Genomic DNA, 24,705 nt, shown 5'->3' on the forward strand with positions numbered 1-24,705 from the left:
AAAACCCCAAATTTCTGTTGAAACTTCTACTTGTTATTTTTTGTTTTGCCCTAGGTTTTTCACACGTTTCATACGGGCAAGGCTTTGAACTTAGCGGAGAAGTAAAAGACCAATACCAAGAACCCGTTGCTTTTGCATCTGTTTTTCTACTAACGGTTACAGATTCAACGTTGGTCACGGGTACATCTGCAGATGAAAACGGAGCGTTTTTGTTCTCTAATATTGCAGAAGGTCTATATTTTTTAAAAGCATCTTATATAGGTCAGGTTTCTGAGAATTTGCCTTTGGAAATTTTGAAGGATACTAAAATTGGGGCATTAATTTTAGAACAAGAAGCTGAGCAATTGAACGAGGTAACCGTTACCAGTAATAAGCCCGTAGTCAAAAGAGAAGTAGATCGTATTGTTTTTAATGTAGAGAATACCGTAATCTCTCAGAATAGTTCATGGGATATTCTTAGGCAAACGCCCGGAGTACTTATGATGAATGATGAACTTAAAGTAAGAAACCAGGCTACTACCGTTTATATTAATGATAGAAAAGTTCAATTATCTTCAGATGAGGTCAAAAGTCTTTTAGAAAACTACCAGGGCGAGAATATTAAATCTGTTGAAGTAATTCACAATCCCCCGGCTAGTTATGATGCCGAGGGGGGATCTATTTTAAATATTATTACCAGTAAAAATGTATCTATTGGTTATAAGGGAAATGTCAATGCCGGTTATACCCAAGGTGTTTTTCCCAAATATAATTTTGGCACCTCTCACTTTTACAAAACCAAAAGGTTAAACGTAAACGCCAGTTATAATTATGCACCCAAAAAGGAGTATAAAAACACGTTGAACAATACTAATTTTATGGGCGATAGTGGTATTGTTTCTGTTTGGGATACAGATTTTGACCAAGTAATACGTAGCAATACACATAGTGCGGGTTTAGTAATAGATTATGATTTTAATGATAAAAATGTACTAAGTTTTACAAGTAATGCCCTTATACAACCTAAGAGGGATGCAGATTTCTTTCAGGAAACTACCATTAAAGATGCATCTGGTGTATTGGATTCCCTTTTTACCACAAATAGTTTTTTAAGCGAACAAAAGCATAATGTTTCGGGCGACCTTACTTTTATACATCAGTTTAAAGACCAAGGAAATTTAACTGTAAATGCACACTACACAAATTTTGATTTAGACCGAAATCAAGATGTAAACTCAGATTATTTTCAACCTAACGGCTCATTTCTACGCGATTTTAATTTTTCTACCATCGCCGATCAACAGATAGAAATAAAGACCGCTCAAATAGATTATACTGATTATTTGGGTAGTGTATTTTTTGAAACAGGCGTAAAAGGTTCTTTTATTGATTCGGAAAGTAGGTTGGATTATTTTTTAGAGAATGATGGCACCGAATTTATTCCTAATTTATCCGATAATTACACGTACGATGAAAGGGTGTATGCAGGTTATTTTAGCCTTTCTAAAGACTGGGAAAAATGGAGTGTAAAAACAGGATTACGTGCAGAACAAACAGAAAGTTCTGGGGTATCTGTAAATATATCGACTATCAATGATCTTAGTTATTTTGAATTGTTTCCTTCCTTATATATTCTTCATACTATTAATGAGAACCATAGTCTGTCTTTTGATTACGCTAGAAAAGTTCAACGCCCGAGATATGAAAATTTAAATCCTTTTAGAACTTATTTGAATGAAAGAACTTTTGAAGAAGGTAATCCTAATTTAATACCAAGTTTTATTCATAATTTTAATTTGAACTATACGCTGAATCAGGAGTATTATTTTGATTTCTATTATCGAGATAATGGTAGGTACATTTCTGATCTTACATTTCAGGACAATGATAATTTTGTGTTGACCGATAATTTTCAAAATATTTTGGGCAGCACTTCTTTCGGTTTAGATTTTACTTATGGGAAGTCTGTATCTAACAATTGGTACTTTTATAGCTATATATCCCTTTTTCATGAAGAAGAGACTTTTTTAGCTGTGCAGAGCGATGCATTTTCATACACCAATAAATTTAATGGGGCTTATATAGACATAACAAATTATATAACCCTTTCTACTGATGGCAGCTTTAAAGGTGAGTTAGGTTTTGTTCATCTAACAGGTTGGTTAGAAGGTTCTTATATACAAAAGGAAACCACGAACTTAACGTTAGGTTTAAGAAAATCATTTATGAATAATAGGGCAGTATTAAGCCTTAGTGCCAATGATATATTGGGCAAGTTTAACAATACAGTTTCTTCTAAATATTTAAATCAAGATAATAGTCTCCTTACTACGCCTGAAACCCAATATGTAAAGTTTGGCTTTACCTACAATTTTGGTAATTTCCGTTTAGAAGACAACCAACGAGATATAGATAAAATAGAACGTGAACGTCTCGATTAACTATAACGGGTTAATAATCAGCATTTTATTTTTTTAGTTAAGAAAAACTTAAATAAATTGTAAGATAATTCAATTTTACTTTCCTACATTTAGTAAGAATACGAACACTAAATGCTTAAAAATTTATTATTAACGCTTCTATTTTGTCTTACAATTTCTTTTGCATTTTCCCAAGAATTTATCGTAAGCGGTTTTGTAAAGGATGAACACCAAACACCGGTTGTTCTTGCCAATATAATTTTGTTGAGCGAAGAGGGAGAGTTTATAAAAGGCACCGTCACAAATGATCAAGGAGCTTATGAAATTAAGTCCGTCACCACAGGTAACTACCGTATAGTAGCTAGTTATATAGCAAATACCGTAGAAAGTGAAATTCTTTCCATAACCGGCAGTATTGAAATAGAACCGCTGATTTTACAAAGCGCTCAAGAATTGGATGAGGTCGTAGTAACCCAAAACAAACCGAAGTTAGAGCAATTGGCAGATCGCCATATTTTTAATATTGAAAATACCGCAATTTCCGATGGCGATATTTGGGATGTTTTAAAGCGTACACCTGGTGTAATGGTAATGAACAATAGGTTGTACGTAAATGGTAGTTCTAAGGTAAATGTTATGATCAACGGAAAGTTGGTCAACCTACCGGAAGAGGATATAATTAATTTACTTAGTGGTAGTTCTGCAAGTAATGTACAATCTATAGAAGTAATTACGAGTCCGCCGGCAAAATATAGTGCCGAGGGTGGTTTACTTATTGATATTAAAATGAAGAAAAACCTTGTTGCGGGGTATAACGGCGCTGTTTTTAATAGATATACGCAAGGTATTCTGCCAAAGCATACTGTAGGTACAGATCACTTTTTTAAAGGTAAAAGAGTGGATTTTTCAACGAACTACAGCTTTAGCCATGATAGGGATTGGACCAGATATTCTGATGCTACCACGTTTTTTGAAGACGGACAAGAAAATGAGATTTGGACAGCAGAGCAAAAATCAATATCTAAAGGAAAAAGTCATAATCTAAATCTGTTTTTAGATATTGAATTAAATGAAAAAAATACACTGAGCTTTTCTTCTACCTCAAGTTTTTCGCCAGATAACAATACAATTTATACCTCATCAACAGATATAGAAAGTACCGATGCAGATGTAATAGTGCGTTTAAAAGGTCTCAATATATTAAGCGATGATACCTATAACACATCTAATTATTTAGATTGGGTACATAAGTTGAATGATAAAGGGGCAGAAATAGCAACAAACGCCCACTTCACCTATTATGATTCTAAGGATAATCAAGAATTAAATAATGACATTTTAGAAGGTTTTACCGAGAATACTTCTGAGAATACCTTAAATATAAGTTCAGACCAGATTATAAACCTTTTCAGCGCCCAAACAGACCTAACATTACCGTTATCAAAACAGTCTACTTTAGAGACAGGCTTAAAATTTGCAAATATAAATTCAGAGTCAAGTATTCTACAGTCTGGTTTTGATGAGACCATTACCAACATTAACCCTTCAGAATCTGGAATTTTTAATTACGACGAACAAATTTATGCAGGTTACGTAAGCCTTAGCAACAGTTGGGAAAAATGGAAATTAAATGTAGGTCTTAGAGCAGAATATACAGACACAAAGGGAGAATTAAATATTTTATCATCAGCAAACACAAATTCTTATTTTGATGTATTTCCAAACTTGTCTATGTCCTATACGAAAGACAAAAATGCTTTCATGGTTAAATATTACAGGCGAATTACCCGACCTAGATATAGCAGTATTAACCCTTTTCAATATTATTTATCTGCAAACTCTATTTTTGAGGGAAACCCTAATTTAAAACCAGCTTATCGTAGCTATATAGAAGTTGATTATGTGTATGATAAAGACTATAAGTTTGCTTTATTTACGAGTATAAAATCGGACCAACAGGTACAACAATTTATTCAAGACAATACGACCAATTTTTTAATAGCGCAGTATATAAATTTAGAAACCAATTATAATTTTGGTGCAGATGCTAGCGTATCTAAATATTTTACCTCGTATTGGTATTTTTATTTTTTAGTGAGCCAATATTATAATCAGAATAAATTTGTTGATGTAACTACCAACGCTATTATTGACAACTCTACTTGGACCACATACCTACGAGCTAATAATTATTTTACATTATTAAAAGATGAATCATTGTATGCGGACATGGCATTCACTTATATTTCGCCATACGTACAAGGTAATGCCAGTTTTAGAGCCTATAGTAAATTGGGTATAAATTTCAGAAAGACATTTTGGAACAAAGATGCTAGCATTTCTATAGGTGTAGAAGATATTTTTAATAAGGGAAATATTTATTCTACAAGAAACTATCTTGAACAAAATAATTCTACAAGTACTAGACGCGAAAATCGACTGTTTGTATTGGGTTTTAGGTACAAATTTGGTAACACAAAAATTAGAGATAACTCTAAGAGTAAAAGCACAGATGAAAACAATCGATTATAGATTTGCTTAAGTCATCATAGATCCACAAATACCTAAACTAACTAGTAGGTAGATACCTGCTAAAATCAAAAAAACTTTACCGGCTTTTTTCTTTTGTTGAGAAAATAGAATAATTCCAATAATTAAAAACAATAATGCCGGACCAAACATTATAAGAAGTATTAAAGTAAATAGCCCATCAAGATTTCCAACCTCTAAAATCATATCATTTCGTTTTGTAATTCCTTTAATCGTTCTATTTTATCATCTCTATAAAATAAGTTCATAGTTTCAAAAGGGATAATTTTATAGTCTTTGTTTACAATGTGTACACAAGATTTCTTAATGGCACGGACATCAAAATTATGGGCATCTATAAATTGCATAATGATGATGCGAAATAGATTGTCATATCCAAGTTCTGGAGCATCAATTTCAGGTAGGCAGCACATTATGCTCTTCAAGTTTTCCGATGCTTTTTCAACGGAATTGCCTGTACTAAAAAGCTCAATCATTTTACCGTGCAGTTGTTCATCTTGCTCGTAAATAATGGTGTTTTTCCCTTCGTTCAATAAATCATCTGGGTTAATGAACCGTGTTAGCGGATTTACCTCATCGCCTAATTTTAGAGCATATGCCATCACCAAGGCATCGGGGTTACAGGGTACCGGTATTAAATCGTCTGGTTCAAAAATGGGCGATTGCTCTAAAATTTTTCTACGTACTTCAGTTAAGGTAATACGGTTTTCATCTACTTCAAAATTTTCTAGTCTACCGGCAATTTGGGTGGGCTGAAAAGTTACGCCGCGCACACATTTTTGTTTTAGGGCAAAGTTTATGGTGCTTCCCATTTCATGGTCGTTCAGCCCCTTTTGTAATGTGACTACCAATGTTGTAGAAAGGTTCAATTGATTTAAGTGGTCTAACGCTTGTAGACGAATATCTGCTAGGTCTGCCCCTCTTAAGGTTTGTAGTACATGGTTTTCCAAAGAATCAAACTGTAAATACACTTCAAAATCTGGTGCGTAAGTTGCCAATCGTTTCGCAAAATCAAAATCTTTTGCTATTTTAATTCCGTTGGTATTCAACATTAAATGCCGAATAGGGAGGGTTTTTGCATAATCAAGAATTTCAAAAAAGTTAGGATGTATGGTAGGCTCACCACCACTAAGCTGAACCACATCTGGTTCGCCCTCGTTCTTAACGATAACATCTAACATTTTTTTTATTTCCTCTAATGTGCGGTGTCTACCATAAGTGGGAGATGATCCCGCATAACAAGTAGGGCAAGTAAGGTTGCAGCGATCGGTCAGTTCAATGACCGTAAGACAAGAATGTTGTTCGTGATCCGGGCAAAGTCCGCAATCATAAGGGCATCCATAATGTGTTTTTGTATTGAAGGTTTTTGGGTATTCAGAAGCCTTATTATAGTTTCTTATGTTCTTATAGTACTCAATATCGTCTGCAATAAGAACTTTGCTCCTACCATGCTCTTTACAGTTTTTAAGCATATATACCTTCTCGTTCTCAAAAACGATTTTGGCATCTACCCTACGTAAACATTCTGGGCATAGGCTTAATGTAAAATCATAATAGGTATAGTTTTTTTCTGACATATGTTATTCCCCGTAGGATGAATTTTTGGTAGTACATTAAACAAATTAGACATAATATTTGAATACTACTTAGCCCTAAGAAATAAAAAGGGTTGGATTTTAGAAATTCGATACCGAACCGAAGGGAGAAATAGGTAACCATAAAGAGCTTAAAAAGATCCCCGTTTTTAAAAGTAAGATTCAACTTTGGCAACCTTTTAATGATGACGAAAAGCACGGATAAAAACAGCACTTCATATAGTGCAATGGGGTGTCTTAAAACACCATCACCTAAGTCCATGCCGGTAAAAAAGGTAGTTTCTTTTCCGTAGGTAAACTCTTTAACACCCGCTAAAAAACAACCAATTCTACCTATGATAATGCCTAAGATGATAGGCAGTGTAAACAAGTCTCCAGACGAATGTTTTTCGCCAATAATCTTCTTCGCAAGCTCCACACCCAGCAAGCCACCAAAGAGTCCGCCCATTATGGTTTTGTTGTTTAGGTTGTAAAGCAAACCTTGATCTAAGTGGGCTATAGGGTTTTCAAAAAACGCCGCTAATCTTGATAAAAACAGCGCCCCAAAAATAGCACCTATGATAATGGAGAGTCGGTTATTGGAAGAAATGACATCAGCGCTCTTTTTCCGTAGAAAAACATAGTATCTAAACCCTACAAAGAACGCTAGGTATTCAAGAATAAGGTGCACGTTTAATTTTACACCAAATACAATAGGCTCAAAAGGTAGCGAGACAATAAGTAGCGTTTGGGTCATAAAGTTATTGTCAAAGCTTTATTTAAAATTTGAAATATATTTAGAACCGTATATAAAGAGGTCATTTGGATACTAATTTACGTCGTTTCTAAAAACAAGTGTTTAACAAGTGATAATAGCCTGTAAAACCATAGAATTTATCAAAAAGCTTAAGTAATGCGCTTCCCGTATTTTTATATAACTTTGCAACCCAAAATTAGACAGCAGTGCCCAAGATAGGAGACATACAACTACCTGATTTTCCGTTGCTTTTAGCGCCAATGGAAGATGTAAGCGACCCACCATTTAGAGCCCTTTGTAAAGAGCAAGGAGCCGATGTTGTGTATACAGAATTTATTTCTTCGGAAGGATTGATTCGTGATGCCGCAAAAAGCGTTATGAAGCTAGATATTTATGAAAAGGAACGCCCAGTAGGTATTCAAATTTTTGGCGCCAATTTAGATAGTATGTTACAATCTGTAGAGATTGTAGAAAAGTCAAAGCCCGATATCATTGATATTAATTTTGGTTGCCCTGTAAAGAAAGTGGTATCTAGAGGAGCGGGAGCCGGAATATTAAAGGATATAGACTTAATGGTCTCTTTGACCAAGGCTATGGTAGAGCATAGTAATTTACCCATTACGGTAAAGACCAGATTAGGTTGGGATGATAGTTCCATTAAAATTGTTGAGGTTGCAGAACGTTTACAAGACGTGGGCTGTGCTGCAATTGCAATACATGGAAGAACCCGTGCACAAATGTATAAGGGAAGTGCAGATTGGAACCCTATTAGAGAGGTTAAGAACAATCCAAGAATGCATATACCCGTATTTGGTAACGGAGATGTAGATTCACCGGAAGCAGCCATGAAAATGCGTGATGAATATGGATTGGATGGCGCCATGATAGGTCGTGCAAGTATTGGCTACCCTTGGATATTTAGGGAAATAAAACACTTTTTTGAAACAGGAACCCATTTAGCACCACCAACAATGGCAGAACGTGTAGAAGCTGCGCGTCGTCATTTACAGATGTCCATAGATTGGAAAGGGGAAACGTTGGGTGTGTTTGAAACTAGAAGACATTACACTAACTACTTTAAAGGAATTCCTAATTTTAAGGAGTATCGTATGAAAATGGTAACCAGTGATGATTCTGTTTCGGTATTCGCTGCTTTTGATGAGGTGTTGCAAAAGTTCGGCGATCACCAGTTTACGAATGCTTAGAGGTCTACCAACTTTTTATTGATTCGGCTACTTGCAATTTTAGAGGCAATTATGCCCAATACAAGAATGGTTGCCAGTACTATGACAATATTGATAAATTCAAACTTTACCGGGTAAGCCAAAGTAGCCGTTATTTTTAGCCAACTGAAAGCAAGCTGCGACCATACAATGAGCACGCCTAGCAATACACCTATTAATCCACCAAAACCAGTTACTAGAATGCCTTGTACAAAATAAATACGGCGCAATTCTTTGATCGTAGTACCTAGGCTGTAGAGTGTTTTAGAATTCTGTTGCTTGTCTAAAATCATCATGATAATAGCGCCGACAACATTAAATAAGGCGATGATAAGTACCAAAGTAAAAATGAGATACGTAGCTACGTTTTCGGTATTCAGCATTTTGTAAAGTGTACTGTTCAGTTGCTGTCTGTTTTTTAGTTGTACGCCATCACCCAAAATTGTTTGAATTTCATCACGCACGGCGCTAGGTTCAACACCTTCATCCATCTTAAAATTAATACCGGAAATGGAGAGCGAATCTTTTTCCAATAAAGCTTGTGTCAATCGCAGATCGGCAAAGACGTATTTATTATCCAAATCAGCTTCTACGGCATACACGCCACCAATAACCATGGGCAATTGATTGTAGAGCGATGAAATACTTTGTTGCGATATAGAACCCTTGCCCGGTTTAAAAGCATAGATCTGCATAGGGCTTCTATATTGATTGATGGTAACACCTAGGATATTGGCAATACCCAGACCGGACACTACTTGAGATTCATTTAATGTCCAGTCGCCAATATAAAGCTTACTATCTACACCAGTTACTTTAGTGTAGTTACTATCTACCCCTTTTATGTATGCAATATGGTTTTTTCCTCGGTGTTCAAGAGAAACTTTCTCTTCTATTTCTTTAGAGTAAAATGCCAATCCGTTGACCGATTGCAAACGTTCTTCCTGTTCTGGGGATAGGGTAAATGTCTTACCTGCTACGGGTAACGCTTTTAATTGTGGATCAAAAGACTCGGTAAAAGAAAGGCTAAAGGTTTTTAAACCGGCGAAGGCAGATAATACAATAAATAGTGCGGCAGAGCCAATGACAATAACTAAAAAGGTGATAAAATTAATAATGTTGACCGCGTTCTGGGTACTTTTAGAACGCACATACCTTTTAGCGATATAGAGAGGAAAATTCAACCGATCAGCTCTTTTTACGTTTAGGTAATAAATCTCTGTTCTCTATTGGGTTTTCTTCGCGCTTCAGTGATTTTTCAATGTTCTCAATATAATCTAGAGAATCATCTAAATAGAACAATAACTCAGGCACTCTACGTAATTGGTTACGTGTACGTTGAGAAAGTTCGTGTTTAATAAGGGGTTGGTTAGATTTTATGCCCTCCATTAACTCTCCAGCTTTCTCATTAGGAAAAATGCTCAAGTATATTTTGGCAATAGAAAGATCTGTTGTAACCGAAACCTTAGATACGGAGATAAGGGTATTACGTAACCCACCATCAATGGCAGCCTTTTGTAGAATGTCTACAATATCTTTTTGAATAACTCCCGCTATCTTACGTTGTCTTTGCGTTTCCATACTGCAAAAATACATAGAAAAATGTATCTTAACCCCTATATAATGCACTCTGAAGCAAATAAGGCATGAAAAAGATCGAACATTTGGGTATTGCGGTAAAGAACATGGAAGATTCTAATGCCCTTTTTGAGAAATTACTTGGTGTGGCACCCTATAAGCAAGAAGAAGTTGCATCGGAAGGTGTACTAACCTCCTTCTTTAAAAACGGACCTAACAAAATAGAGTTATTGGCCGCCACAACTGCTAACGGACCCATTGCCAAGTTTTTGGAAAAAAAGGGAGAAGGCATACACCACGTAGCTTTTGAAGTGGAAGATATTTTTGCTGAAATGAAACGTCTAAAAGCTGAAGGCTTTACTTTACTGAATGAAAAACCTAAGAAAGGGGCAGATAATAAGCTAGTTGCCTTTGTACACCCAAAGACTGCAAATGGGGTGTTGGTAGAGTTGTGCCAAGAAATTGTCAAGTAGCGATGAAATTGTTTGTGTTGGTTAAAAATAAGTAGTAATATTGCATCCGCAATTTGCGGGTTTTGTAATGCAACTGGTTTGAGCACTAGTTTAACCGATTAAATTCGGGTTACGCCTTACAAAATTATAACCGGTCCTATAGCTCAGCTGGTTAGAGCACCTGACTCTCCCGATAGCTATCGGGACAGGTGGTGAAAAGATTAAGAATTGAAATATTGAATTATAACCGGTCCTATAGCTCAGCTGGTTAGAGCACCTGACTCATAATCAGGTGGTCCCTGGTTCGAGTCCAGGTGGGACCACACATAAAACTCCTTTAAAATCACTAGATTTAAAGGAGTTTTTTTATTTCCAACCATGTCTTCACATACTTACATTCTATACAGCACAACACTTAACAAATTCTATATTGGTGCGTGTCATAAAGATTTAGACCAACGTATTGAAAATCATAACGCAGGTGCTTATGGTTCAAAAAGCTTTACCTCGAATACAAATGATTGGGTTTTATTCTTGAAGTTTGATTGTGATGATTATGCACATGCTATACGGTTAGAGCGAAAAATCAAATCAATGAAGAGTAGCGTTTACATTCGGAACTTGAATACATATGCAGAGCTACGAGATAAGATATTTAATGAAACCAGGAGCAGCTGACGCTCCCGATAGCTATCGGGACAGGTGTTCAACTTTTGGATAGGTGGGACCACTTTTAAAACTCCATTAGATCATTTGATGTAATGGAGTTTTTTTATTTCAAACCATGTCTTCACATACTTACATTCTATACAGCACAACACTTAACAAATTCTATATTGGTGCGTGTCATGAAGATTTAGACCAACGTATTGAAAATCACAACGCAGGTGCTTATGGTTCAAAAAGCTTTACCTCGAATCACAAACATAAATTACACTTAGAGCTACTACTAATAGGCGCATTATTCCTGTTCTTGTTGAGAAGAATTGTTAAAAATAAAGTGATTTTAACAATATCAATCTTTCCACATGTAAGTAGATTTTATCTTTGGATAAACCATTTCCTCAAAAACACCCCCATCAAATCACGAACTCTGAAATTAACATTTCTTTTAACATAATCTTTGATTGTTAGATTTACGCAACTCTCTACTATTTCTTAATTTCCTAGTTCAAACAAACTAATTCAAAAAATGACTACAAAAAACTCTTGGTACAAGGCGGCATTCCTGACCCTTGTACTAGCCATTTCGTGTATGCCCATGACCATGGCGCAAACCGTACCTTCACCAGAAGACGTTTTTGGTTTTAAAGTTGGTGCCGATTATAAATTGGCAGACTACAGCCAAATTGAAGACTATCTTTCTAAACTAGACGCTTCATCTAATCGTGTCAAAAAAGTAGAAATTGGAACTACGGTACTCGGTAGAAAAATGTACATTCTGTTTATTTCTAGTGAAGAAAACCTAAAAGATTTAGATAAATGGAAAGATATTAGTACCAAACTTGCCCGTGTTCAGGTTTCTGACGAAGAAGCCATGAAATTATCCGAGGAAGGAAAAGCTGTAGTTTGGATAGACGGCGGTATGCACTCTACTGAGTTGGCACACGGACAAATGACCTCTGAATTTGCATATACCTTGGCGACCTCAGAAACTACCGAGATTAAAAAAATTAGGGATAATGTGATTACCATATTAATGCCGGTAATGAATCCTGATGGGTTGGATATTGTTGTAGACTGGTACAAGAAGAATTTGGGTACGGCTTATGAAACGTCTCGTCCGCCAATTTTATATCACTATTACATGGGGCATGATAATAACAGGGATTGGTTTATGAATACCATGCCAGAAACCTATAATGTAACTAAGATTTTGTACAACGAATGGTACCCACAGATAGTATATAACCACCATCAATCTTCACCATCTTGGACAAAAATATCATTACCACCATATGCAGACCCTGTAAACCCAAGAATACACCCAGCAATCACTGCCGGCGTAAGTGAAGTAGGCTCTGCAATGACCAAAAGATTTTCATTGGAGAATATGCCAGGTGCCATTGCCGATAATTTTTATACCATGTTCTGGAACGGCGGTGGGCGTACCGTGCCTTACTACCACAATATGATCGGTATTTTAACCGAAGTTGGGCATACCTCGCCAACACCTAGATATTACGATCCAGAAAAACTACCGAAAACGGTAGCAGGTGGCACACCTACAGATGGTACCGATATTATGTATCCCGACCCTTGGAAAGGTGGCGAATCTCATTTTCGAGATGCCGTAGACTATATGCTGACCGCAACTTGGGCAACTCTGGATTTAGCAGCTGATCGTAAGAGCAACTACTTGTACAATATCTATAAAATGGGAGCTTCTGCAATTGAGAAATCAAAAGAGGAAGGTCCGTTCGCATATGTAATAGCAAAAGAGCAGTGGGATGCTTTTGAATCTGTAAACCTGGTAAACGTATTGTTAAAAGGCGGAATTGAAATTGAAAAAGCGACTAAGAATTTTGAGATCAACGGAAAAAAATATGAGAAAGGTTCGTATGTAATTTACACTGCACAAGCCTTTAGACCGTATTTAATGGATTTGATGGAAAAGCAGAATTACCCAACACGTTTTCAATATCCGGGCGGTCCACCAGACACTCCTTATGATTTAGCCGGTTGGACATTGCCCATGCAAATGGGTATTGCAGTAGATAAAATTGCAGAACCTTTTAAGGTAAGTACAGAAAAAGTGCTTACATCTGCACCATATTATGAAGGTGGTGTAAAGGGGAATGCTTCCTTTGGATATCTATTAAGTGCCAATAGTAATGCATCTGTTGCTGTGACCAATAAAGTATTAAAAGCAGGCGGTACGGCACATAAAACCAAAGCTGCGTTTAAGTCGGGTAAAACTGAATATCCTGCTGGGTCATATATTGTTTCGGGCGGTAGTGCATCTATAGATGACTTAGCGGCAGAATATGGTTTAGAAGTTGTCGGATTATCTGCCGAGCCAAAAGTGGAAATGACCAAGGTACATACACCAAAAGTAGGGCTGTATAAATCTTGGGTTTCCAATATGGATGAAGGGTGGACACGCTTTATCATGGATGAATATTCGTTCGAGACCGATACGCTTCACGATACAGACATACAAACAAAAGATTTGTCACAGTATGATGTACTGATCATACCATCACAACGTGCAAAATCAATTTTACATGGTAACTCACCATTAAAAATGCCAGAGAAGTTTACTGGTGGTATTGGTTTAGAAGGGTCACTTGCCTTGAGCAACTACGTAAAAAATGGCGGGACTTTAATGGCTTTTGATGCTGCCAGTAATTATGTGATAGAGCAATTTGGTTTACCCCTAAAAGACGCTACCGAAGGTACAGATAGTAAAGAATTTTTTATACCGGGTTCATTGATCAAGACTGGTATAGACACCACGCATCCGTTGGCATTTGGTATGCAAGATACCGTTGCTGTTTCCTTTAATAAAAGCCGTGCCTTTGTTATTGATAAGCAAAGTAAAAAAGGCGAAGGTGGTACAGAAGATATAAAAGATGCACCTGCTCCAGAAGTTGAGGTAATTGCCACCTATGCGGAGAAAGACCTTTTAATGAGTGGCTGGGCAATGGGCGAGAAAAAGTACATTGCTAAAAAACCAGCTATGGTCAAAGCAACATACGGTAAGGGTTCTGTTGTGTTGTTCGCATTTAGGCCACAATTTAGAGCACAACCAAGAGGTACCTATAAACTAATATTCAATACTATTTTTGAAGGAGCTGCAGAATAGTATTAAGTATATGAATTAACATAGAATAAAGTGATATAATCTTTCAATAACAGAAAGGTTAAGTACCAAAAATGCCCATCGAATTTCGGTGGGCATTTTTTATTTAATTTTTTTTCGAATCAAATTATTCCTACAAACACCGTGGTAGTTGACCTCGTTAAATTATTACGGATTTCCGTAATAAATACATTACAATATTTTTAAAAGCTAATGGTTAAGTATAGACCTAACAATAAATAAAATCAAAATTTAAGCATGAGATCAATTAAACACTTATTACTATTTTCATCTGTTGCAATCCTTAACTTTAGTTGTGATGATTCTACCTCAGACGAGTTTGAAGAAGTAAACGGTAAAGTAGAAACAAAGCTAATAAGCTCAATAGATGTGGCGTCTGCCGAAAATTCAGATGATAGCAGCAGTATTATATTTTCTTATAATAGCGAGCTACAGTTGAATTCTATTTTTGATGGAACAGAAACTACTAATTTCATTTACGAAGATGGAAATTTAGCCAATGTTTCCGGTAATGTAGACAATGGTAATGTAGAAGAATTATATGAATCACCGTATGATGCTTTTGAAACTGGCCAAGTAGAGGAATATGATGACAATGGCAATCCATCAGTGATCAAGTTTATAGAATATGACTATGATTACATGACCGGTGAAGAAGAAGTAGTGTATTACACCGCTGAAATCTCTTATGATGATAAGCCAAACCCATTTTATAAAACTGCAGAAGCAGCAGGTTTAATCGATGTTATGGATCAAATTAGATTAAATTTTGCGGCAGCACCACAAGCAGAAGAAATTGTAAGGGCCAAAGCATTGTTCCCAAACAACAATCCGTCACAAGTACTATATAAAAATGAGGAAGGTGAAATAGAGTACACTATTAATATGTCATATACTTATGACGGTGATTACCCTACAACTGCAACGGTTTCAACAGTATCTGAGTATTCAGATGAGAATGAAACTTACGTAACTACGTTTACGTACTTAGGTGAATAAAAATATAAATTGTAAACACTAATAAGCAGCCGATTAGGCTGCTTTTTTTGTTTTATATCATTTCTGGTAATGAAATACCATTGAATTTATATCTGATTTTTGTATTTCCTAATTAAATGTTAAATTGAGGCTGCCCTTAATATTAGTATACTAAAGTTCCCCCAGAATCTATTAGTGTTGCTCTTTATTAATGGGCTTTTTTTGTTGAGGGTCTTTTGGTAATGAACTCGTCTTTATAGTTATAAATACCCAGTTATGGGGATTTTATCCCCTTGTATTTAATTTCATATTTAACCAAACCAAAAATTACATATTATGTCCAAAGAAGAAACACGAACAGAAAAAAAGGAAGAAAAAATTTATTTGAACGTAAATCCATTATGTAATGACCTTCAAGTTATACATGTTGAATCTACATTGGGGTTTAATATTATGTTATATGCACAATTTGAATGTTCAGGTGATGAATCAAATAAAAGTCAAGTTAAAGTGAATAAAATTACATTTTTTAATTACCCTATGCATGGACTAATATCTTTTGGAATAAAAGATGTGGTTGTAGTTAAAGAACCAAAACATAAATTTCGGGTTATAAAAATTTTAATGGGTGCTAAAACTGGCGAATCTAAATTTGTAAAGAATCTTACTAATGAGGATATTATATGGAAATATGATGAAATAATTGATAATGAAATAACTTTTGATATAAATGATCATATATACACTCGTGATTTACTTGCTGCAAGTAACCCTTTACTAAATTACGAATATTCAACTAGCTCTTTACACATACCGGTTGGTGGAAGACCGTGCCAATTTAAATTGGTAAAAGCGTAATTTGAAATTGAATCCATTTTGATGAGGTGTGTTTTAGGTTTTTTGTTCTTATTCTTTACAAGTATTTTACTTGCCAGTCAGCACACTCAGACAGAAACATTTTTTATTCAGCTTAAAAACCACGATTTAAAAGGGGCTAGAAGTATTGTGTCAGAATTACAAAAAAGCGATATAAAAACATTACTGCAAATTCAATTAGAAATGTTTGAAACAGGAACATCAACAACTCTTTTTGATTATGATAATAGTAATAAAACATCTGACGAGATTTTATACTCGGTAATTCAAATTACTAAAGGAGATAATATTTTACATAATGAAATAGGCAAAGATGATGTTGTTTTTGAAATTTATCTAAAAGCATTGAAAAACACTATTGAATCTAGTGTAATAAGAGCAGAACTTTTAAAAAGAATACTAGTAATAGTTTCCCAAAATTCTCATCTTTTAGATCAGTATCCTAAATTTTTGAATTTATATGAAGAGGTATTGTATGATGATTATGAGAAATTAAATTTTAAATTATTAAAAACAAAATACAAATCAGCAATTAGTGGAGATCCTTTTATTAATGATTATAAAAATGTATTAAACACTTTTAACGGTTATGATTTATTGAAGGCAAAATATTATAGAATGATAGGTATTGCCTTTGATTATTACGAAAAGAAATATGACAGTGCTAAAGCTTATCATATAAAATCGAATAATATTTATGAGAATTATAATTCCTTCCACTCATTTGACCAGGGCTATTCAACTAAAATAAATCTAGCGATAGTGATGAATCAGACAGGAGATTATCTTCAATCCAATAATATATTACTTCCTTTAACGAAGGCTATTATTAAAAAAGATAAAGAATACAATAGAGTACTTTCATATTATTGGGTGGCGAGTAATTATGAAAACCTTTTAAAATTAGATAGCTCTAATTATTATTTAAAGAAAAGAAATAATCTTAAAGACAGTTTAGATTTCTTAAAAAATGCCTCTAATGTATCTTATTTGCAGACAAAATTCGAAACTGAGAAAAAAGAAAAACAAATACTTGTAGAAAAGCAAAAAGCACAAATAACTAGAAATTGGCTAATCGCTGCTACTATAGCATTGGTTTTTGGTGCAGGCATTGCCATTCTAGTTCAAAAGAACACCACCAAAAAACGTAAACTGGCAGAGCAAGAAACGTTACTGAAACAAGAACGTGTAGACAATCTATTAAAACAGCAAGAATTGGTGAGTATAGATGCCATGATTGAGGGTCAAGAGAAAGAACGCCAGCGCGTGGCCAATGAGTTGCACGATGACTTGGGTAGCCTTATGGCAACTATAAAATTGCATTTCGGCAATGTAAAGGGAAAAGATAAAGATCCTGCTCTAAAACAAGCCCAAACTTTATTGGAAGAAGCATACCAAAAAGTGAGGGGAATAGCACATAGCAAAAACTCTGGGGTAATGAGCAGCCAAGGCTTGCTACCGGCAGTTAAGAAAATGGCACAGGTCATATCAGAAACCAACGCTCTAGAAGTAAGTGTAGAAGATTTTGGTATGGGCGAGCGTATGGAAAATTCCTTAGAGCTCAGTCTTTTTAGAACCATTCAAGAACTGGTAGCAAATACCATTAAACATGCAGAAGCCACAAAACTAAATATTCAGATTTCGCAGTATGAGGACAATCTGAATATTATCATAGAAGATAATGGCAAGGGCTTTGATCGTTCTAATCTAGATAAAAGCAAAACCGGAATGGGACTTACCAATATTGAAAAACGAATAGAACATTTAGAGGGTAACTTTACCATAGATAGTGTACTGGGTAAAGGAACCTCAATTATAATAGATATTCCAGTATGATAAGCATAGCCATAGCCGAAGACCACCAAGCTTTAATAGATGGTATCATCTCCTATTTAAAATATGAAGATGATATTGAAATAATCGGTCAAGCAAATAATGGTGAAGAACTCTTGAGGTTGGTACGTCTAAAACAGCCAAAAGTAGTTTTGTGTGATATTCGGATGCCTAAAATAGATGGTATAGAAGCCACTAAATGTATTTTAAAAGAATTTCCAAATACCAAAATAGTTGCCTTTACCATGTTTGATCAAGATGATGCCGTACAGCAAATGCTGGCCGCTGGTGCCCATGGTTATATTCTAAAGAATAGTAGCCTAGGTGTGGTTTTAGAGGCTATACGTACCGTCTATGACAACAAAACATTCTACGATAAAAAAATTCATATCCCCGATGCGGAAAAGAATAGCACTAAAAGTGTACTCAGTGCCCGTGAACGAGAGATTTTACAATTAATTGGTAATGGGCATACCAGTCATCAAATTGCCGATGAACTCTTTATTGGTAAAAGCACGGTAGATACCCACCGTAAGAATATGATCAGAAAACTGGGTCTAAGTGGTGCGGGAGAGCTTTTGCGTTATGCGGTGGAGAAGAAGTATGAGTTTTAGTTCTATTTTTATTCATTTTGTTAAGGCTACACATATGGTCAGTTCGAGTGAAACCCTGAAAGAGGTTTTGTATCGAGAACACTTTGGAACATGAAAGCTTCTCGATACATTTTCATTTCTGCTATCGCGTAATGAAAACACTCGAAGTGACAGCGCGTTTATTTTTGAAAATAATTGTCAGTTCGAGTGAAACCCTGAAAGAGGTTTTGTGTTGAGAACTTTTTTATACCTGCTCTTTTAACTTAATAAGTGTAAAGGATATTTAAATAATACTAGTACTTACTCATAATTTATACGATCCCGTATAGTGCCATCTTCTCGATGGATAATAACATCTGCCTTGTATTTACGAGCTAGTCTTTTGGCTTTGTTGATAGCGGTGAGCTGTAGCCTATGCTTGGAGGTAATACGCTTGTTCCCTTCGCGTCTTACTGCCCAAGCATTTTTATAGGGCACCACATGTTGGTGCCACGTTCTTCCTCGCTTACTTTGGCGAAAACTAGTAAAAAAGACTTGCACCAGTTCAATCAACGTAGCAATCCATGATTGCTGTGTAGTGTTTTTGGGCATAATGCATTAGACGTTGAATTCGAAGATACTAATATCAGGGGAAAGAATTTTGATTGATTGTTGGAATGCATACTAGAGAGCTGATATTTGTGTAGTGGGGGGTTCTTGAAGTGATGTTATTGAGAATTTATTGAAACAATTTAATTACGCTAACATTGTTTAAACTTATTATTCTTATTTTCAATTACTTATATAGAAAAATACCTATTAGTGGGGATATTTTTAAATTTTGAAAAAATATAGATTTGAGAAAATTTCAATCATGCTCAAATTATATAAAACATTATTATTATTTATAATACTATTTGCTGTCAATGAATGTTATTCGCAACAAATTAATGCATATCCACTAAAATTAGCATTATGGGATAGCAGGAGTATACCAGTCTGTTGGGAAAACCCAACTGAAGGTAATAATCTCGAAAGAAGTTGGGTGCAAAGTGCTATTGAATCCTCTTGGGAATCTGAATCTGGTTTAACTTTTACTTGTTGGTGTGAATGCACAGAAAATAGTGAGGGTATACGGATAGTTATTGAGGATAAAATAGGTAAAAATAACAGTCCTCATACTTTAGGGTTGGGAAATGAACTAGATGGGGTTGAAAATGGGATGTCATTAAACTTCACCTTTTCTAATTGGTGTCGTGGCTGTGCAGTAAAAAGACAATTCAGTATAGAGGCAATCGCAGTTCATGAATTTGGTCATGCAATTGGTTTTGCACATGAGCAAAATAAGTCAAAATGTATAACAGATGATTGTCTTAACGAAGAACAGGGAAAAGATGGGGATATGTATATGGATAGTTGTGATGAAAATTCAATCATGAATTATTGTAATAAAAACTGGAATAACAATGGTTTGTTAAGTAAACGAGACATTGAAGTAACAAGGATTCTATACGGTGAGCCTGAAAATAACTCTCCTATGATATTTGAGAGGGATCCTGAAATCGTTTACCAATCATATGAGTTAAAAAAACGCTTTTTTTCTTTCCTAAAAAAAAGGCCTTTAGATCATGAATTCAAAATCTTTATTGCTGCTTCAGAGGATGAATTAAGTCAAATCTCAAAAGTTACATATATACTTCATGAAACATTTAAGAATCCTAAAGTTCCAGTAGTAAATAAGGATTCTAAATTCGGTTTAGGATTAATTGTTTGGGGAGAATTTGAGATTAAGGCAATTATTGAATATGAAGATGGACATGAAATAACAAAATCTAAATATTTGGCATTTAACAATTAATACTACTATACATGAAATTGTTTATTACGATATTATTAATTCTGAACACTTATTTTATTTTTTCTCAGGGATCTGTTGAAGAAACTTTAAAAGCCGAACGTTTAAATGAAAAATTTCTATTTATCGAGTTTGATGAAGAAGAAGAAATTTTCAAATATTCAAGTACTGATAACTCATTATCTTTTATAAAGCTTGATCCGAACAAATTATTTCTTTTAAAACCAGAACAAATTAATTTATTTATTAAACCTCTGAACCCTTTAAAGTACCAAATCAAATCAGAAAAGTTTGAATTAAAGGACAAAGAGTATGAAGAAATGCAAGTTGCATTAAATCAAATATTAACTTATTTATCACCACTTGTTGGTTTGAAACCCGAATCTGAGCTAACTACTCAAAATTCTAGTGAAGAATTGAAAATAATAGCTGATAATAATAAAGATGAAAACGCTAAGAGAAAAGCAAAAATAGAAATCATTAAAAAATTTAAATCTGACCACCTTAGGTTACTTAAAGACATAGTTGAGAATGAAGAAAGAATAAAGAAAAATATAAAACTTGTTGATTTACTAAATGAGGAGTTATTAATAAAACTTTTGAAATTGGACGATGCAAATACCATAGATTTTAATACCATATTTTATAATTTTCTTAAAGAACTAATGGAGTTGAAATACTCGACAGATACGTATGAAATAAAATTTAAAGAGCTCAAAAAAAATTATGAAGACGAGAGTGCTAAGTTAAATGCCTATATTAATTTGACGAAAAATTTTACAATACCCGAGGAACTAATTGAAAACGGTTACGGATATATTAATTTAGGAATTTACTCATTACTTGACCATACGACAGAACGAAATACTCAGTTTAAGAAAATTAGCGATAGCTTTAAAAGTGTTTATGAAATATTTAGTAAATGGGAAAACAAGATAAAAAAATTTGAAGGTTATTATCCTATAGAGGAATTGGCTTTAACAAAAGGTAAAATTTCAGGGCTTGAGTTGCAAGTTGAAAAACGTTCTGCCGAAATAAAAAATTCCGCTTTTCAATTTAAACCCGTAAGTGAGGTAAAAGAGAAAATTTCGTTCAAAAAATTTGACCATTTTGTTTTTGAACTAAGACCAGGTATAGCTTTTGTAAATTTGTCTTTTCCTAATTATGTATTAGGTTCAGACGATGAAGGTAATAATGTAGTTGCAGAAGGAGAAGAAGAAAATTTTAATAAGATAAATCTGCAAGTTATGCTCAATGCTAACTATAATATTCCAAACTCAGCCATTCTTCCTTTTTTACAATTAGGTATAGGTCCTAGTTCAAAGTATCCTATTCTTTTCACTGGTGCAGGATTTAGAATTATGAATAACTTAAGTATTTCTTTTGGAGGAGCATGGACTTGGGTTAATAGTTTAAATAAACTAACTATTGGAGAGAGCGTTACCGACCAAGTTCAAATTGAAAATGATCAAGAATTTAAGTTCACAAATAATGCTAAATTCTATTGTAGTTTACAAATTAAAATGTAATCATAGGCATACGCTAAATCTCTTTCAACCCAAGTTCTCTTAAATAGCTATTATGCTCTTCTGTCTTTATCTTAATAGTTTTATCAATGTTTTCCAACTTTTTATGAACCTCTTCTAAATCAATTTGTACTTCATCCTCTGCTGTACTTACATACCTCGAAATATTAAGATTATAGCCATTCTTTTTAATTTCATCCATAGAGACTTTTCGAGAATAGCGTTCTGTCTCTTTTCTGTATTTATAAGTATCAACAATACTTGCAATGTTCTTGTTTGCTAATTTGTTCTGTCGTTTTCCTTTAGCGAAGTGTTCGCTGGCATTGATGAACAAGACATCATCTTCTTTTTTACATTTCTTCAAAACAAGAATACAAACTGGAATACCGGTTGAATAAAAGAGATTGGAAGGTAACCCTATTACCGTATCTATGTTATTATCCTTTAAAAGCTTGGTACGGATGCGTTCTTCTGCACCACCCCGGAATAAAACGCCATGCGGTAAAATTATAGCCATTGTACCTTCATTACTTAAGAAATGAAAACCATGTAACAAGAAGGCAAAATCTGCAGCTGATTTAGGAGCCAAACCATAACTTTTAAAACGGAAATCTTCCGCCATGGTTTCATTAGGGGACCACCGTAAGCTAAATGGTGGATTGGCAACTATCGCATCAAATTCAGTTTTCTTGGAAGGGTTCATTTCATTTAAAATACCCCACTGATTTTTTAAAGTATCACCATGATAGATTTCAAATTCCGTATCCTTCATGCCGTGTAAAAGCATGTTCATTCTTGCTAGGTTGTAGGTAGTGATGTTGTTCTCTTGTCCGTAAATTTTACCTACTGTGCCACCATTGTCTTTAATACGCTTTCTTACGTTCAACAGTAAGGAACCTGAACCGCAGGCAAAATCCAATACTTTGTCCAACTTGCTTTTCTTGCCTGTGGATGGGTCTTGACTGTCTAAGGTGACAATCTCAGAAAGGATGGTTGAGATTTGTTGTGGCGTATAAAACTCGCCAGCTTTCTTTCCTGAACCTGCTGCAAACTGACCAATCAAATATTCATAGGCGTCTCCTAATTGATCTGCTTCTTTAGAAAAATCGGCAATACCTTCTGCAATCTTTTGGATGATGTTACACAATTTGGCATTTCGTTCTTTGGGTGTTTTTCCTAGCTTTTCAGAGTTTAGGTTTATTTCAGAAAACAGCCCGTGGAAGGAATTATCGAAAGATTCATTTTCTATGTATCGGAAACCTTCTTCTAAAGTGACCAATAATTCTCCATTTTGGGTACGAGCTAATTCTGAAATATTGCTCCACAAATGGTCTGGTTTTATAACATAATGCACCTTTCTACGCATTTGCTTTTCAAACTCCGGTACATCTTCTTCGTTGGCTGCATACCAAATACCAAGAGGCGTGCGACCATCATCTTCTGCCACTTTTGGGTAATCAGCACCCAATTCTTTTTTCGCAGACTCTTCATAATTGTGCGATAGGTAGCGTAAAAATAAAAACGACAACATGTAATCGCGGAAGTCATCCGCATTCATGGCACCTCTTAAATCGTTTGCAATGCCCCAAAGCGTATCGCCCAGTTTTTTATGTTGTTCTTTTTGTGTCATTAGTTCAATTTGAAATTATATGTTGCTAATAGCTTATCAAATATGTCTCTAAAGAGGGTTTCTTCATTTTGAGCCATTTCGCTTGGTTGATACCTAAATGCTTGTTGATGAGAAAGAGCATTCAGTTCATCAACTTTTTGGTCTGGATTCTCCACACCAATATGGTTTAGTAATCTTCCTATTTTTTTTGACCCTGTAAATGAGTTAACATTCTCCAATACTTGTCTTAATAAGACCAAATGATATTTATAAAGCTGGGAATTTTTGGCTTCTTCTAGTGTTTGTATCAGTTGTAGATGAAATAAGAATAAACCACTGGTCGTTCCTCTTAGTCTTAAATCTCCTTCTTTGTTTTCAAGCACAACAAGTCGGGTCAAATTTGAAACTCCTGCATTTCCTCCGTCATTCTTAAGCCAGGTGGCGAGAATTGAAAATAAACCTATGTGATGAGTTGAAATGATTATTTTATTCTTATTCAGATGATTTGTCTTAATCAAATCGAAAATAGATCTAGTAGTGATGAAAATGTTGTGATCATCAAGACTTGAAACAGGGTCGTCAATTAAAATGTGTGCGCTCTGTTCGTCAGCCCAACCATCCACTTCAAACAATGCTAAAAAAAAACACCAAACAAATATCCGTTCTTCACCGCGTGAGATTTTTATTGGTTGGTCTGGACTTTCCTCGTTAAAAAATGTAATTGATTCAATCCCATTCTCTAAATTATCATGTGGATTCAATCTGAAGTTATATGCTGGTAAGTATTGTTCTAGTTTCTCCCTTATGCGGGTATCATCTTCAATTAAAAAACTATGGAATTGACTTAAAGAACTTGACAAAACTGTCAGTTTAATGTTTGCATTTTGATTCGGCTCGTCATTGTCCCAAACAAATAAATCTTCACTGTAAGCATTATAATATACGCCTGCATGATTTCCTTCATTTTCGGCTTTGGTTAAATCCTTGTATTCAACAGAAAGTCTTGTCTTTCCGCTTGAATTAAGTGCATAAATGAGAACAATGTTCTCACCAAATCCATGCAATTCTTGTGCTATTTCATTAATCGTTGCCATCTC

Annotated in this window: 20 protein-coding genes and 1 tRNA gene; 13 read left to right on the forward strand and 8 right to left on the reverse strand. The window is 34.8% G+C overall.

Annotated elements, in window-relative coordinates:
* Positions 1 to 17 precede the first annotated feature (17 nt).
* Together CSC80_RS06540 and CSC80_RS06545 are read left to right on the forward strand one after the other, a co-directional pair.
* Positions 18 to 2,420, forward strand: a complete 2,403-nt coding sequence (locus CSC80_RS06540) for an outer membrane beta-barrel family protein (protein ID WP_099191443.1) — start codon at positions 18 to 20, stop codon at positions 2,418 to 2,420.
* Between the two features lie 111 nt (positions 2,421 to 2,531).
* Complete coding sequence (locus tag CSC80_RS06545; RefSeq protein ID WP_099190573.1) at positions 2,532 to 4,931, forward strand: outer membrane beta-barrel family protein; 2,400 nt, start codon at positions 2,532 to 2,534, stop codon at positions 4,929 to 4,931.
* 6 nt (positions 4,932 to 4,937) lie between these two features.
* On the opposite strand, the gene CSC80_RS06550 is transcribed toward CSC80_RS06545, so the two are convergent.
* The 3 genes from CSC80_RS06550 to CSC80_RS06560 are packed head-to-tail and all read right to left on the reverse strand — an operon-like array spanning position 4,938 to position 7,280.
* Positions 4,938 to 5,135, reverse strand: coding sequence for a hypothetical protein (locus CSC80_RS06550; protein WP_071340769.1), 198 nt, complete (start codon positions 5,133 to 5,135; stop codon positions 4,938 to 4,940).
* Positions 5,132 to 6,526: a radical SAM protein gene (locus CSC80_RS06555; RefSeq protein ID WP_099190576.1), complete on the reverse strand. Its 1,395-nt coding sequence runs from the start codon at positions 6,524 to 6,526 to the stop codon at positions 5,132 to 5,134. Before CSC80_RS06555 ends, CSC80_RS06550 begins: the two co-directional genes overlap by 4 nt.
* The gene (locus tag CSC80_RS06560; RefSeq protein ID WP_099190578.1) at positions 6,498 to 7,280 is read right to left on the reverse strand and encodes a prolipoprotein diacylglyceryl transferase family protein; all 783 of its coding nucleotides are present in this window, start codon (positions 7,278 to 7,280) and stop codon (positions 6,498 to 6,500) included. The genes CSC80_RS06555 and CSC80_RS06560 overlap by 29 nt, the downstream gene beginning before the upstream one ends.
* 206 nt (positions 7,281 to 7,486) lie before the next feature.
* On the opposite strand from CSC80_RS06560, the gene dusB reads away from it, so the two are divergent.
* Positions 7,487 to 8,485, forward strand: a complete 999-nt coding sequence (dusB, locus tag CSC80_RS06565; protein ID WP_099190580.1) for a tRNA dihydrouridine synthase DusB — start codon at positions 7,487 to 7,489, stop codon at positions 8,483 to 8,485.
* On the opposite strand, the gene CSC80_RS06570 is transcribed toward dusB, so the two are convergent.
* Both CSC80_RS06570 and rbfA read right to left on the reverse strand, forming a co-directional pair.
* Entirely contained in the window at positions 8,482 to 9,687 is a 1,206-nt protein-coding gene (locus CSC80_RS06570; RefSeq protein ID WP_099190582.1) for an FtsX-like permease family protein, read from the reverse strand. The genes dusB and CSC80_RS06570 overlap by 4 nt on opposite strands.
* Positions 9,688 to 9,691: 4 nt before the next feature.
* Positions 9,692 to 10,084, reverse strand: coding sequence for a 30S ribosome-binding factor RbfA (gene rbfA, locus CSC80_RS06575; RefSeq protein WP_058104613.1), 393 nt, complete (start codon positions 10,082 to 10,084; stop codon positions 9,692 to 9,694).
* A 65-nt stretch (positions 10,085 to 10,149) separates the two neighbouring features.
* On the opposite strand from rbfA, the gene mce reads away from it, so the two are divergent.
* The 8 genes from mce to CSC80_RS06620 all read left to right on the forward strand — a co-directional run bounded on the left by mce (position 10,150) and on the right by CSC80_RS06620 (position 18,660).
* The gene (gene mce / locus CSC80_RS06580; protein WP_074670762.1) at positions 10,150 to 10,554 is read left to right on the forward strand and encodes a methylmalonyl-CoA epimerase; all 405 of its coding nucleotides are present in this window, start codon (positions 10,150 to 10,152) and stop codon (positions 10,552 to 10,554) included.
* A gap of 228 nt (positions 10,555 to 10,782) precedes the next feature.
* Positions 10,783 to 10,856 (forward strand) — tRNA-Ile (locus tag CSC80_RS06585).
* Positions 10,857 to 10,911: 55 nt separating this feature from the next.
* Positions 10,912 to 11,211, forward strand: coding sequence for a GIY-YIG nuclease family protein (locus CSC80_RS06590; RefSeq protein ID WP_099190584.1), 300 nt, complete (start codon positions 10,912 to 10,914; stop codon positions 11,209 to 11,211).
* 514 nt (positions 11,212 to 11,725) lie between these two features.
* Positions 11,726 to 14,341 carry a M14 metallopeptidase family protein gene (locus CSC80_RS06600; RefSeq protein ID WP_099190586.1) on the forward strand — a complete coding sequence of 872 codons (2,616 nt, stop codon included), beginning with the start codon at positions 11,726 to 11,728 and terminating at the stop codon, positions 14,339 to 14,341.
* Positions 14,342 to 14,596: 255 nt separating this feature from the next.
* The gene (locus CSC80_RS06605) at positions 14,597 to 15,358 is read left to right on the forward strand and encodes a hypothetical protein (protein ID WP_099190588.1); all 762 of its coding nucleotides are present in this window, start codon (positions 14,597 to 14,599) and stop codon (positions 15,356 to 15,358) included.
* Positions 15,359 to 15,673: 315 nt separating this feature from the next.
* A complete protein-coding gene (locus CSC80_RS06610) occupies positions 15,674 to 16,195 on the forward strand; it encodes a hypothetical protein (RefSeq protein WP_099190590.1) in 522 nt (173 codons plus the stop codon).
* 21 nt (positions 16,196 to 16,216) lie between these two features.
* Entirely contained in the window at positions 16,217 to 18,049 is a 1,833-nt protein-coding gene (locus tag CSC80_RS06615; RefSeq protein ID WP_099190592.1) for a sensor histidine kinase, read from the forward strand.
* Positions 18,046 to 18,660: a response regulator transcription factor gene (locus CSC80_RS06620; RefSeq protein ID WP_099190594.1), complete on the forward strand. Its 615-nt coding sequence runs from the start codon at positions 18,046 to 18,048 to the stop codon at positions 18,658 to 18,660. The genes CSC80_RS06615 and CSC80_RS06620 overlap by 4 nt, the downstream gene beginning before the upstream one ends.
* A gap of 279 nt (positions 18,661 to 18,939) precedes the next feature.
* Here CSC80_RS06620 and CSC80_RS06625 read toward each other — a convergent pair whose 3' ends face one another.
* Positions 18,940 to 19,230, reverse strand: a complete 291-nt coding sequence (locus CSC80_RS06625; protein WP_099190596.1) for a DUF2188 domain-containing protein — start codon at positions 19,228 to 19,230, stop codon at positions 18,940 to 18,942.
* 229 nt (positions 19,231 to 19,459) lie between these two features.
* Here CSC80_RS06625 and CSC80_RS06630 point away from each other — a divergent pair, with 229 nt between their 5' ends.
* Together CSC80_RS06630 and CSC80_RS06635 are read left to right on the forward strand one after the other, a co-directional pair.
* Positions 19,460 to 20,476, forward strand: coding sequence for a pYEATS domain-containing protein (locus CSC80_RS06630; RefSeq protein ID WP_143751725.1), 1,017 nt, complete (start codon positions 19,460 to 19,462; stop codon positions 20,474 to 20,476).
* A gap of 11 nt (positions 20,477 to 20,487) precedes the next feature.
* Positions 20,488 to 22,002, forward strand: coding sequence for a hypothetical protein (locus CSC80_RS06635; protein WP_099190600.1), 1,515 nt, complete (start codon positions 20,488 to 20,490; stop codon positions 22,000 to 22,002).
* A 13-nt stretch (positions 22,003 to 22,015) separates the two neighbouring features.
* On the opposite strand, the gene CSC80_RS06640 is transcribed toward CSC80_RS06635, so the two are convergent.
* The gene (locus CSC80_RS06640) at positions 22,016 to 23,629 is read right to left on the reverse strand and encodes a type I restriction-modification system subunit M (protein ID WP_099190602.1); all 1,614 of its coding nucleotides are present in this window, start codon (positions 23,627 to 23,629) and stop codon (positions 22,016 to 22,018) included.
* Complete coding sequence (locus tag CSC80_RS06645) at positions 23,629 to 24,702, reverse strand: AAA family ATPase (protein ID WP_099190603.1); 1,074 nt, start codon at positions 24,700 to 24,702, stop codon at positions 23,629 to 23,631. Before CSC80_RS06645 ends, CSC80_RS06640 begins: the two co-directional genes overlap by 1 nt.
* Positions 24,703 to 24,705 lie beyond the last annotated feature (3 nt).

Origin of the sequence: Maribacter sp. 6B07 (genome assembly GCF_002700155.1) — a bacterium.
Lineage (GTDB): Bacteria > Bacteroidota > Bacteroidia > Flavobacteriales > Flavobacteriaceae > Maribacter > Maribacter dokdonensis.